We start from the raw sequence: 12,573 nt of genomic DNA on the forward strand, positions 1-12,573 counted from the left end.
CGGCCGTGTGAGATAGCCTGGGCTGCCGTGAAGCGGTTCGCGTGGTTAACAAGGGTGGGTAGATTGCATGACGATCCGCGCGAAGGAGGCACACGCCGGCTATACCGTCGAGGTCGACGACGTGCCGGATGCCCAGTGGGACGAGATCATCAGCGGGTTCACCGATGCTCATCACGAGCAGACCGCCTGCTATGCCACGAAACATTGGAAGGGGCGTGACAGCCATCTCCTTCTGCGCCGGGCGGGTGTGCCGGTTGCGGGTGCGCGGGCGACGATCTTCAAGCTGCCGGTTCTCGGCCGTGGGTTGGCTTTCGTCCGCTTCGGCCCGTTCTGGCGTGCGCAGGAGTGCAAGGCAGATCCGACGATCTACCGCACGGTGATGGATGCCCTGGTGAAGGAATACGCTGTTTCGCGCGGACACTGCCTTACGGTCCTGCCCCGGCCGAGCCCGGTCCATCAGGACGAGGAATATACCCTATTGCGGGAAATGGGTTTCGTCCGCCGCCGCCGAATGCTGGACGCCGAGCGCTATTTCGTCGACCTCTCGCTTTCCGAGCAGGAGCAGATGAAGAGCTTCACCCATCATTGGCGGCGCAGCCTGCGCCAGGCACTCGCGAACGGGCTTGAGATTCGCCTTTCCCAAACGGAGAGCGAGGCTGCAGCTTTCGAAAAGCTCTATAACGAAATGGTTTTGCGCAAAGGTTTCGACAGCGCAACGCCCGTCCATATGACGAGCGACCTGATTGCCCGCTTGCCGGCCAAGCTGAAGCCGAAAGTGGCCATGGCTTTTTATCAGGGCGAACTCGTGGCGGGAGCGACCGTCGGCCGGTTCGGTGACACCGCATATTACATGTTCGGCGCGACCTCTTCGGCAGCCCTGCCGCTCAAGGCCGGCTATGCTTTGCAGTGGTGGATCATGGGTTGGCTGCGCGCCGAGGGCGCAAGGTGGTATGATCTGGGCGGCGCCGCGCACGAGCCGGGCCTGCGCCTTTTCAAGAAGGGAATGGCAGGCAAGAGCGGCAAAATCGTCGTCATGGAAGGGGAATATGACTTCTGCGCTAACGCCACCGCCCGGCTCGCGGCAGACGCGGTTTTTGGTGCACGCCATCTGAGACGTATGATGCGATATGGCGCCAAATATGGACGCTTGCCCGAGGCCGCCGATTGATGGCCTGAAGGCTGCTATCTCATCCTAAGCTTCACCGGAATTTTTGTTCGCTGGATGTTCTTGATCTGATCTGCAGCTTATGCTTTCATTGCCGCGTTGGCCAGGGGTGGGCCGCGAGCGGGGGGCGTTTTCAATGGTTTCGCGTGTGCGCACGATCGCGTTCGAGGGGATAGAGGCTGTTCCTGTAGACGTGCAGGTGATGGTCGCGCCTGGCAAGATGGGCATCCAGATTGTCGGTTTGGGTGACAAGGCTGTGGCGGAGAGCCGGGAGCGTGTGCAGGCTGCACTTCATGCTTCCGGTCTTTCGATGCCGCCCAAGCGCGTCACGGTCAATCTGGCGCCGGCGGACCTGCCTAAGGAGGGCAGTCATTACGACCTGCCGATCGCGCTCGGCTTGATGGCCGCGCTCGGAGCGATCCCTGGGGATGCGCTTTCAGATTATGTGGTGCTTGGCGAGTTGGCGCTGGACGGCACGGTGGCCCGAGTGGCCGGGGTGCTGCCGGCGGCAATTGGGGCAAATGCTTCGGGCAAGGGCCTCATCTGCCCTTATGATTGCGGGCCGGAAGCCGCCTGGGCGAGCGCAGAGCTGGATATCCTGGCCCCGCGCAGTCTTATCGCTCTGGCCAACCATTTCCGGGGCACGCAGGTGATGAGCCGGCCGAAACCGGGGTTTGGTCCGCCGGCCGGCACCCTGCCGGACCTTGCCGATATCAAGGGGCAGGAGAGCGCCAAGCGGGCGCTCGAGGTGGCGGCGGCAGGAGGCCACAATCTGCTCATGGTTGGCCCGCCGGGAGCGGGAAAGTCCATGCTCGCGCAGCGCCTTCCTTCCATTCTGCCGCCGCTCCTGCCCCGCGAGCTTCTGGAGGTTTCCATGATAGCCTCGATCGCCGGCGAGCTTGCCGACGGCCGGCTCTCGGACCGGCGGCCCTTTCGGGCGCCGCATCACTCTGCCTCCATGGCGGCGATGGTGGGCGGAGGGCTCAGGGCACGGCCCGGCGAGCTCTCTCTTGCCCATTACGGTGTGCTTTTCCTCGACGAGCTGCCGGAATTCACGCCGCAGGTGCTCGATTCCCTGCGCCAGCCCCTTGAAACCGGTGAATGCGTGATCGCTCGCGCCAATCACAGGGTGAGCTACCCGGCGCAAATCCAGCTTGTCGCGGCGATGAACCCGTGCCGCTGCGGCATGGCGGGCGAACCGGGGCACCGCTGCGCGCGCGGACCGCGCTGCCAGGCCGATTACCAAGCGCGCATCTCCGGCCCGCTGCTCGATCGCATAGACCTGCGGATCGATGTCCCCGCCGTATCGGCGAGCGATTTGATCCGCCCTGGCAAGGCGGAGGGGAGCGCCCTGGTGGCTGAGCGCGTGGGGCGGGCGCGCGCCATTCAGGCGGAGCGCTACGCTGCGCTAGGGCTGCCATCTTCCACCACCAATGCGCGCTGCTCGGCCGCGCTCATCGAGCAGGTAGCCATGCCCGATCAGGGCGGGCTTTCGCTGCTTCAGGACGCAAGCGAGAAGATGGCGCTGTCCGCCCGCGCCTATCATCGCGTGCTCAAGGTCGCTCGCACACTCGCCGATCTGGAGGGGCAGGAAAACGTGGGCCGAATCCATCTCGCGGAGGCGATATCCTACCGAATCTCGAGTGAGAGGCTTGCCCAGGCAGCATGAAAGGTGCGGGCGCGAGCGATCCGAAAAGAAAAAAGCCCGGCATAGGCCGGGCTTCTTGAATTCCAAAGGGAATCGCGTGTTATGCGATGGAACCGCCGATCCAAGCCGACAAAGCCGTCTTCGGGGCTGCTCCAACCTTCATATCCGCCACTTCGCCATTCTTGAACAGCATGAGCGTGGGGATCGAGCGCACGCCATACCGTGCGGCAAGTTCGGGGTTCTCGTCGATATTGAGCTTGGCGACTTTCACCTTGCCTTGCATTTCCGATGAAATCTCTTCCAGGGCAGGCGCGATCATCTTGCAGGGGCCGCACCATTCTGCCCAGAAATCCACCACCACGGGCTCGCAGGCCTGCAGAACATCGGATTGAAAATTGCCGCTATCGACTTTCACCGTGGCCATCAGGCTCTCCTTATCTTGAAAACTTGCCCGTGATGTGGGGCCCCGCGGAAATAAGTTCAAGAAGCACTTTTGTCACGCTCCGGTGAGTCGGGCAAGCGCGGCGAAACCTTGGCTCGTTGATGGAGTTCAAGTGCTCTAATTTCTCGGCTGCGACTCCGGCATTGGGGGGCGGACGGAGTATTCGCGAGGCCCAAGGATAAGGAACTTTGTACGTTCCAGATCCGCCCTCAACGCGCCACCCCGGAGCGGAATGCACCCGCACTGGCTTGCGCGTCCGCTCTAGCCCCTGTTTTTTAGCCACACTGTGCGCTGACGGTGGACAAGGCTTCGGCTACCCGAGGGTGGTTACGCCCGGTCAACACTATTCGGGGTCGGCTTTCGCGCTTCCCAGGCGCGCAAGCGCAGCCGCCATTGCCTCGGCGCTCACCGGAATGAGGCGAGGCGCTTCCGTAAAGAGCAATGCGGCCGAAATGCTTCTGCCGGGATAAAGCGGCTTCAACAGCTCCGCATAAAGCGCGAGCTGGGCGATATAGGCTGCGGGCACCTCGGCAAAGTGTTCCGGCGCCGGCCGGTTGGTTTTGTAGTCCACCAGCAGCACCTCCCCCGCCGTCACCGCAAGCCGGTCCACCTTGCCGCTCACCGCCTGCGGAGTGCCGCCGAGCAGGATCTCGCCCATCACAGAGACCTCAGCGCGAGAGCCCGGCGCGAAGATCGGCGCGAATTGCTCGTCCCGCAGAACTGCAAGCACCGAACGGCAGACACTTTCCGCTTCCCGTGGGGGCCAGCTTGCGCCCGCGCGGGCAAGGTAACGCCGGGCGGCAATCTCGCGCTTGTCAGGCGCAAGCTCCGGCAGCGCCTGCAGCAGCCGGTGCACTGCGGTGCCCCTCTCAAGCGCAAAGCCGGGGTCGGCCGCGCCGTCCAGAACCGGCGAGCGTTTCAAAGCGGCCGCTTCATATCCACCTTCGATCAGAACCGCTGCCCCAGAGGGGGAAAGCGGCCGTGGAATAGCCGGCGCGGGCGGGAGCGGGCGGGTCAATTCCGCCGGTATATCGAAAGTTTCCACCTTGCTTGCCCTGCTCTCCTCCCGTGGCATCTCAACGGGCGGCGTCACGCTGAAGCGCAGCACCGGCGCGCAGATCTCCGGGTCCTGCAGCTCAGTCGTGCCCGGTTGGTCGGCGAAGGCTTGACGAACAAGGTTGTGCCATGTGGATGGCGCGGGGCCCCGCACACCGTGATAGCCGCAGACGATCAGCCTGTCCTCAGCCCTGGTCATGCCCACATAGAGCAGCCGCCGATATTCCTCCTCCGCCTTCTCGCGCACTTTGGCCTCGAAGCCGCGCGCGACGGTGTTGGCGAGATCCTTTCCCTGCCGCCACAAGAAGCCTTTTACGGGAAGCTCTTTCATGCGGAACGGCATGAGGCAGGGCATGTGGCTGTTGCTCACCGGCGCGCTGCCGGGATCGACGAGAAACACCACCGGCGCTTCCAGGCCCTTGGCCGCGTGCACAGTCATGATGCGGATTTCGTCGCGCGACTGGTCCATTTCGCGCTTGATCTCTGGCGCTGCTCCTTCCAGCGTGTCGAGCAATGCCTCCAGCCCGATCAGGCCCGTTCTCTCCGCTGTCAGGCAGAAGGAGAGGAACTCGTCGAGAACATCGTTCGCCTCATGCCCCAGCCGAGCCACGAAGCGGCTGCGCGCTCCTTCCCGGCCGGCGGTGCCCGCGAGCACGCTGGCGTAAAACTCGAAAACGGGTCTGAAGGCCGCATCCCTTTGCCAATTGCGCAGGGTGTCGAGAATGTCCTGCAGTTTCCCGTCAGCGCTCGCCTTTTCGCGAAGCGCCTGAAAAAGCGAAACACTTTCCGCCCGCGGCCAAGCGAGGCGGAAGAGCGCATCCTCATCGAGATCGAAAAGCGGGCTCTTCAGGACGGCGGCGAGCGAGAGATCGTCATTGGGCTGCAGCAGAAAGCGCCCAAGCGCCGTCAGATCCTTGACGGCGATATGCGCGGTGAGCCGCAGCCGGTCCGCGCCGGCCACGGAAATCCTGCGGTTCTTGAGGCTGCGCGACAAGGCATGAACGAAGCGGTCACGCTTGCGCACCAGCACCATGATGTCGCCGGGCCTCAGGCGCCGGCCCTGCCCCTCGATCATTTCGCCATTCTTGAGCCAGCTTTCGACCTTGCCGGCAATTACTTCGGCAAGTTTTGCGGCCGGCGCGGAGGCATGATCCACCGCCTTGGTCCAGTCGTCGGGCTCCTCAACGACTTCCGGACTCAATGGCGACCAGATCTCCACATAGCCCGGCGCGCTGTCACGGATTGCCTTGTGCTCGATGGGTTCGGGATCCCGCGTCAGGCCTTTGCGGGCCTCCTCGCGCGAGAAGACCAGGTCCACGGCCCGCAGCACATCCTCCGTCGATCGGAAGGAACGGGTAAGGCGCACGCGCTCGAAACGGCCGCCGGCCGCCGGCACTTGGGCCTGGAACCTGAAGCCGCTTTCAGCAAAGGCTTCCGGCTCCGCGCCCTGGAAGGAGTAGATGGACTGCTTTTCGTCACCCACGGCGAAGATGGTGCGCTCTACGCCATCGCGAGAACCTTTGCCGGCAAAAAATTCCTCGGCAAGACTCCGCACGATGCGCCATTGCTCGGGGCTTGTGTCCTGCGCCTCATCAATCAGTATGTGGTCGATACCGCGGTCGAGCTTGTACTGCACCCAAGGTCCGACGTCCTGCCGGGCGAGCAGCCGGACAGTGCGCATAATAAGATCGTTGAAATCGAGGAAACCACGGGCTCGTTTCAGCCGCTCGTAACGGGCAATCAAGGCATCGGCGATGCCAAGCGCGGCCGTGGTGGCCGTGAGCATGCGGAAGAGCGCGAGGCGGTCGCAGGCTTGCCGCAGGAATTCGGCCGCCGCCAGATAGCGATCATAGATGCCAGGCAGCCGCGCCTTGAGAGCGGCTTTGAACGTTCTTTCGCTATAAGCCTCGCCTTTCTCCGTGAAGAATGCTTTCTTGAGCAGATCAAGACGAATTACGGGATCGCTTTCGCCGAAGGCCTGCGAAGCGGCCGGGACAATGCCGTTGAGCACCCGGCTTGCGTCAGTTTCCAGAGCCGCCTCCACGAACTCGGAAAAAGCTTGCGCGTCGAAACCCGGAACAGGCCAGGCGGCGTTGGCGATCGCTTCGGCGGATTCTGTCTCTTCGAAACCGAACTCGGCGCGAAGCCCAAAATAGGGCTTTCCGTCATCCGCCACCTCGTCAATGAAGCGGCGCAACTCATCGCGCCTGGCGACGATTTCGGTTAGCAGCGTCTGCAGGCCGCTTTCGCCGCCGCGTTCAAGCACTTCGGCGAAAGCCTCTTCCAGCGGGCCGTCCCTCTCGGCGGCAATGCTGGTCAAAAGGTCCCGTCGAGCTTCCGCGAAGAGGGCCTCCTCCATCTGCTCGTCAAGCAGATCGAAGTGGCCGGCAATATTCGCTTCCAGCGGAAACTGGTGCAGGATGGCCTCGCAAAAGGCGTGGATGGTCTGGATCTTCAAGCCGCCGGGCGTTTCCAGCGCGCGGGCGAAGAGTTGCCGCGCTCGGCGCAGCTTTTCGGATGACGGTCTACGGCCTTCAAGCTTGGCGACCTCTTCGGCGAGATCGTCATCCGAGAGCAGGCTCCAGCCCGCCAGATTCTCGAAGACGCGGTTAGCCATATTGGCGGCTGCCGCGCGCGTATAGGTGAGGCAGAGGATTTTCGACGGGTCCGTGCCCTTGAGCAGCAGGCGAATGACACGGCTTGCGAGTACATGGGTTTTGCCCGAGCCGGCATTGGCCGACACCCAGGCCGAAAGCGAGGGATCCGAAGCCAGCGCCTGGGCGAAAAGCGTATCTCCCGGAATGCGGAAGGCCTTCTTCATTCCGCCTCCCCTTCTCCGGAATCTCCGCCAGCCGACCATTCGAGCACGCGGGCAAGATGGTCGTAATCCCCTTCCGTGTCCCCTTCCTTGAACGGTAAGGCGCGGGAAAGATAGCCGGCTTCCGAATTATCGTACCATGCAAGCAGCCGCTCCAGCCGCTGCCAGGCTTCCTCGGCGATTTCGGGTCCCGCTTTCTCGCTGTCCTTGATCTTGAGGATGGATTCCGGCTCCACGGTGCCATTCGCCTTCAGCCGCACATAACAAAGCTCGGCTGGTTGCGCCTGCCCAAGCTCCACAAAAGCGCCGCGGGCAAGAAGCGCTGCTTCAAGGGCAAGCTGCGGGGCAAGAAGCCGGTGTGCCTGCACCTTTGAGGGGGTGGAGCCGGTTTTATAGTCGATGATCTCGGCGCTTCCATCCGCGCGGATGTCGATACGGTCAGCGCGGCCCGAAAGCAGCTTGCCAGTGGCGCCGACCTCGATGGCCGAGGCGCGGATTTCCGCATGCCGAGCGGCAACGGCTTCCGCGCGTCCGCGCTCCCAGCCGATGATGCCGTAAGCGGTGCGCTCAAAACGCGGCCACCAGACCGCCTCCACATCAACCGGGAGCTTCGTTTCTGCAAACAGCTTTTTTCCGGCATCGAGCAGCCGTTCCAGCGCATCGGGAGCGGAAGGGTCCGCGCCAGATTGGATAAAGGCTTGCAAAATATCGTGAAACAGGGTGCCGCGTTCTGCGGCGCCCGGATCGCGGATGAGCGGATCGAGCGGCATCAGCTTGAGGATTCGCCGCGCATACACGGCATAAGGATCACGCCTTAGCGTCTCGATTTCGGTGACGGAGAAGCGCTTTGGCCGCGCCTCGAGCGGCGGCCTGGGGCAGGGGCGGGGAGCAAAAGGCACGTCATCGCGGGCCTCCAGCGCATGCGCCCAGGCAATAAAGCGCTGGCCGCGCGCGCGCATGGCGGCGGTTTCCGATGGCCCGGCGCAGGCGGCAAGCCGCTGCAGCCAGCGTGAGGCGACGGCGGGGGCGCTCTCCGATCTGGTCGAGCGGGCAAGCACCACTTGCGGCGCACCGAACGCCATCATGAAATCATGCGCGGCAAGGCCGATGCGCCGCTCCGGCGGCTCCAGCTTGAGCTCACCTTTCATGAGGCGCGACATGAAGCGGTCAGACCGCGGCGCCTCCGGCCACGTGCCTTCATTAAGTCCGCCCAATACGAGCATATCGACGCTTTGCAGGCGGGCCTCCAGCGCGCCCCAGATGGCGATGCGCTGGTCGGCGCCCATGGCGGGTTTCACGACCTCGCCCGCCATCAGGGCGGCGAAAACGTCCGGCCATTCGGAAATCTCCGCCTTCGTGCCGGTCCGGCACTCCACCAGATCCCGAAGGAAGCGGGCAAGGGCCTCGCCCGCCTCGCCCCGGTAGAGTTCGTTGAGCGTTCCGTCCTCATCCCTTGCCAGCGCTTCAAACGCTTCCACCGAGGCGCGCGCCAATAGGGACAGGCCGACAGCAGCTGCCTCCCGCAGGCTGGAGAGCGGGACGATTGCCTGTTCCAGGGCGGCAAGCACCTGGCGAGCTTCGGCGATATCGGAAGCGCTTAGCCGGCTTAGCCAGAACGGCTTGCGAGGATCGCGCATCATCGCATCATGGCGCTGGGCGAAGAGGCTAGACAGCGTTGCCACGTCAGGCCGGCCTGTTCCGCCGCGCAAGGCCATCAGCTCGATCACCTCGGCAGCGCGGCGCACGCGCTCTCTCGGCAAGCCCAGGCGAAGCAGTGGATGCTTCAAGAGCCCCACGATTACCACCGGTTCCTTCGGCCGGCAGATGGCCTCCAGCATCAGGCGGAGCAGTGTGGCGGGCACGCTGTCGGCAAGCAGGCTTCCGCCAGAGTCGTCGGCACGGATACCAAACCGTTTGAGTTCGGCGGCCACCCGGCGCGCCAATGTTCTGTTGGGTGTGACCAATGCCGCCGTTGTCCCCTCTCGGGCAATGGCGTGGCGCAGGGCGACGGCAATTGCCGCCGCCTCGTCCCGTTCGTTCGCAGCCTCGATCAGACTGACGCCGGCAAGCGCACCTTGCGATAGCGCCCGGTCGACCATCGAGCGATTTAACGCCCAAAGATCGGTGGTATCGGCCGGCCGCATCGCCTCGCTCAGGAGCTGGCGGCGAGCGGCAAGCTCCGGGGCCGGCGCAGCAAGCTCCAGAACCTGCGCGCGCGCCACGCCGATGGTCCCGATCAGCTTCCTGAGGCCGAACTGCGGATGCCCGCAAGCGGATGGCCCTTCGATTGCACCGACCGCGCGCCAGGAATCTTCGTCCAGATTGAGGTCGAGCCCCGGCAGAACCACGGCGCCGTTTTCGAGCCGGGCAATGGTGCCGAGCAGTCGTGCGGTTGCCGGGATTGAGCCCGTAGACCCAGCCGCGATGACAGGTCCCCGCGGTGGGGTTCGCATGAGCCGGGCAGCCTCGGCTGCGAGCATTGCATTGCGGTGCGTGGCGGGGTTTGAGCGGTCTCGCTCGGCAAGCAGTTCAGGCCAGGCCCTGGTAACGATATTAAGGAATTCGAGCATCACCTGCCACCAGCCGGCAAGCTCCTCCGGCACGAGTTCGGCAAGCCGGCTCCAGTCACCCTCCTCGGTCTCGATCTCGTCCATGAGAGCGGCCAGGTCGCGCGCAAGCCAAAGGCCGTCGCTCAGGGAGGCGGGCACGATCACACCTTCCTCAAAGCGAGCGGCCACATGCGCAGGCACGCGCGCCTTCCACGCCTGCGCGAGGCTTCCAAGGAGGAGGATGCGGTCAAGCTTGGGAATGGGTGGCGCATGGTCAAGTTGAGCAGCGCCGCCTTCATCGCTCAAATCGGCCAGCTCAGCCTCGAACTCACCAAGCGGGCGGATGACGGGGAGGATGGCGGACACACCCCCAAGACGGTCGACGAAGACGCTTCTCAGCTCCCGTGCCGCGCGGCGGGTGGGAAGGTAAATCGTGGCGTCGGCGAGCGAAAGCGGGTCGCCATCATAGCGGAAGCCGGGCACCAGGCGACCCTGGAGCAGCGCGTCGGCAAGAGCCGGCAAAAACGGCACGCCGGGGGGAATGGAAAAGACGCGCGGGCTATTTCGTTCCGTGCTCACAACGCCACATTAGAGCGCCGTGCGTCCATCCGGACGCACGAAGGACGCTCTAACCTACTGAAACTACGCATCGTGCTTTCCAAAAATCGATTCCGATCTTTGGACCGATACCGAGAGCCGCCGCAGCACGGCTTCGGCCGGGGCAATCGCGCCCGGCGTACCGACGGTGATCCAGTGGCCGTCGAGCGGCAGGCCATACATCCTGCCTGCCGCAATCGCACGGTCGAAATACAGGTTGAGGGAATGAGGGGTCGCGACGGCGCCGGCAAAGAGGCGCGGATGCAGGATAGCGCCGCCGGCATAGATATAGCCGTTTGCCGCGCCCTGCGCACGCTTGAGCCGCCCCTCCGCATCCATCGTGAAATCCAGCTTCCCCGTATGCCCCGTCGCGGATACAGGATCCGCGAGCAGGATCAGAATATCCATTTGACCGCCGTTCCACGCAAAGGCCAGCCGGTCCAGGTTATCTTCCGAGCGGTCGATCCAGAATGTGTCGGCATTGAGGAGGAAGAAGGGGTTGTCCCCAAGAAGTGGCAAGGCCTTGACGATGCCGCCGCCGGAATCGAGCAGCATCTGCCGCTCGTCGGAGATGACGATGTGCGGGTCGGCGCGCAGGGCCAGGTACTCCACCATCAGGGCGGCGAGATAATGTATGTTGACGACCGCCTCGCCCACGCCCGCCCTTTGCAGCGCGTCGAGGCCCCAGTCGATGAGCGGCTTGCCGCCCACGGGAACGAGGGGCTTCGGCATTGTCTCGGTGAGAGGTCTCATCCGCTGGCCAAGGCCCGCCGCAAGAACCATGGCCCGTTCCGGCTTCCTCATTCGGTTTCTCCATCGAGAAAACCCTGTTCGCGATAGAAAGCGCCGAGATCGGAGAGCGCGGGGTGGGCAAGCACGCGGTTAAGGTAAGTGCGGATACGCGGCAGGTGGCGCAAATAGACCGGCTTGCCGTCGCGCCGGCAAAGACGCACGAAGATTCCCAGCAATTTTGTGTTCCGCTGGGCGGCGGTGATGGCATAGGCCTCCTCGAAGGAGGCGCTATCGAATCGCGGTGCCCGCCTGCCCGCGCAATAGATTCCGACTATGCTGCGCTCCAGTTCCTCGGAGATGGTCACGCGTGCATCGAGGGCCAGTGAGGCGACGTCATAGGCCCCCGGCCCCCAAACCGCATCCTGCACATCCACAAGGCCGAGCCGGTCGAGGCCCCTTCTTTCGCTGCGCCATATGATGTTCGGCGAGTGATAGTCGCGAAGGACGAGGGTTTGCTCCGCGGCCTCGAGTCGGTCGAACAGGCCTGACCACAACCGCTCGAACTCCTTCCTCTCCTCGTCGGTCGCCGCACGCTCCTTCACGAAGGGAAGGTACCAATCAAGAAGCAGCTCCGTTTCGATACCAAGCGCTGCGCGATCATAAGGGGGAGGCGTATATTGGATCCCCTCGGCGACCGGAAAGCGTTCCGGCCAGGAGCGGTCGTGCAGCTCCGCAAGCAGGCCAGCGGCCGTAAGATAGCGCTCGCGGATCGGCCTTCTCTCTTTTCCAAGAAAATGCTCGTCGCCAAGATGCTCGGTGAGCAGCAATCCGGCACCTAAATCCTGCGCATGGATTTGCGGTGCGCAAAAGCTGGCGGCGCGCAAAGTATTGGCGACGCCCACGAAAGCCGTCACCGACTGTGCGAGCCGCGCGATCCTGCTGTAGGGCAGTCCGTCGCGCACGATGGGCTCGTCGCGGCGCTCCGGGGCGTCCATCAAGATCAGGCGTCCGCCATCGCTTTCGATGGTCTCATAGGCTCGGATCGAGGCATCGCCGAGCAAATAGGTACGCTGAGCATTGGTGTGCCCGGCCTTATCCAGAAACTCGCGGATTTTTAAGGAATGAGCGATCCGTTCGGCGGCATCTAGCGGCGCTTCGATCTCGACCTCACGGCCCTCGCCATGTTCCCGCAGAGTTATCTTGATTGCGCCGGCGAATGCATCCGGCGCGCGCTCCGGCCATTCGACAAGGACGATGCCGTCCGCCATGGCTTCAGAAAGGCCGAGCTCCTCCAGTTCCTCCGGATGCGACAAACGGTAAAGATCGAAATGGTGTACCGGGATGCGCAGCGCGTAGCTCTGCACGAGTGTGAAGGTCGGGCTCGGCACTTCCAGCTGGCGATCCCCCGCGATCGCGCGGATTGCGGCCCGGGCGAGCGTCGATTTGCCGGCGCCAAGGTCGCCGTGAAGAGCGACTACATCGCCCTGGCGAAGCGCAAGGGCGAGATCCTCGCCCAGCCGCGCGCTTGCCGCTTCGTCGGGTAGAATGCGTCTGCAGGAGAACATG

At 63.8% G+C, this 12,573-nt stretch carries 7 protein-coding genes; 2 read left to right on the top strand and 5 right to left on the bottom strand.

What is annotated here, in order from left to right; translation table 11 throughout:
• Positions 1 to 67: 67 nt before the first annotated feature.
• Positions 68 to 1,168, top strand: a complete 1,101-nt coding sequence (locus tag GNP00_RS15820) for a lipid II:glycine glycyltransferase FemX (RefSeq protein WP_011582894.1) — start codon at positions 68 to 70, stop codon at positions 1,166 to 1,168.
• 133 nt (positions 1,169 to 1,301) lie between these two features.
• Entirely contained in the window at positions 1,302 to 2,834 is a 1,533-nt protein-coding gene (locus tag GNP00_RS15825) for a YifB family Mg chelatase-like AAA ATPase (protein WP_011582893.1), read from the top strand.
• 79 nt (positions 2,835 to 2,913) lie between these two features.
• On the opposite strand, the gene trxA is transcribed toward GNP00_RS15825, so the two are convergent.
• From trxA to GNP00_RS15850, 5 genes are all read right to left on the bottom strand, one after another.
• Positions 2,914 to 3,237 (bottom strand): thioredoxin, encoded by a 324-nt coding sequence (gene trxA, locus GNP00_RS15830; protein ID WP_011582892.1) that lies wholly within the window; start codon positions 3,235 to 3,237, stop codon positions 2,914 to 2,916.
• Between the two features lie 361 nt (positions 3,238 to 3,598).
• The gene (gene addA / locus GNP00_RS15835) at positions 3,599 to 7,132 is read right to left on the bottom strand and encodes a double-strand break repair helicase AddA (RefSeq protein WP_011582891.1); all 3,534 of its coding nucleotides are present in this window, start codon (positions 7,130 to 7,132) and stop codon (positions 3,599 to 3,601) included.
• The gene (addB, locus tag GNP00_RS15840; RefSeq protein ID WP_011582890.1) at positions 7,129 to 10,257 is read right to left on the bottom strand and encodes a double-strand break repair protein AddB; all 3,129 of its coding nucleotides are present in this window, start codon (positions 10,255 to 10,257) and stop codon (positions 7,129 to 7,131) included. Before addB ends, addA begins: the two co-directional genes overlap by 4 nt.
• A gap of 63 nt (positions 10,258 to 10,320) precedes the next feature.
• A complete protein-coding gene (locus GNP00_RS15845; RefSeq protein ID WP_011582889.1) occupies positions 10,321 to 11,079 on the bottom strand; it encodes a nucleotidyltransferase family protein in 759 nt (252 codons plus the stop codon).
• Positions 11,076 to 12,572 (bottom strand): bifunctional tRNA (adenosine(37)-N6)-threonylcarbamoyltransferase complex ATPase subunit type 1 TsaE/phosphotransferase, encoded by a 1,497-nt coding sequence (locus tag GNP00_RS15850; RefSeq protein ID WP_011582888.1) that lies wholly within the window; start codon positions 12,570 to 12,572, stop codon positions 11,076 to 11,078. Before GNP00_RS15850 ends, GNP00_RS15845 begins: the two co-directional genes overlap by 4 nt.
• Position 12,573: the final 1 nt, after the last annotated feature.

The organism is Chelativorans multitrophicus, assembly GCF_011317445.1.
Classification (GTDB): Bacteria; Pseudomonadota; Alphaproteobacteria; order Rhizobiales; family Rhizobiaceae; genus Chelativorans; species Chelativorans multitrophicus.

Excerpts from the sequence above, each read along its gene's own strand:
- GNP00_RS15850 (WP_011582888.1), bottom strand. The coding sequence starts at position 12,572 with ATGTTCTCCTGCAGACGCATTCTACCCGACGAAGCGGCAAGCGCGCGG.
- trxA (WP_011582892.1), bottom strand. The coding sequence starts at position 3,237 with ATGGCCACGGTGAAAGTCGATAGCGGCAATTTTCAATCCGATGTTCTG.
- addA (WP_011582891.1), bottom strand. The coding sequence starts at position 7,132 with ATGAAGAAGGCCTTCCGCATTCCGGGAGATACGCTTTTCGCCCAGGCG.
- GNP00_RS15825 (WP_011582893.1), top strand. The coding sequence starts at position 1,302 with ATGGTTTCGCGTGTGCGCACGATCGCGTTCGAGGGGATAGAGGCTGTT.
- GNP00_RS15845 (WP_011582889.1), bottom strand. The coding sequence starts at position 11,079 with ATGAGGAAGCCGGAACGGGCCATGGTTCTTGCGGCGGGCCTTGGCCAG.
- GNP00_RS15820 (WP_011582894.1), top strand. The coding sequence starts at position 68 with ATGACGATCCGCGCGAAGGAGGCACACGCCGGCTATACCGTCGAGGTC.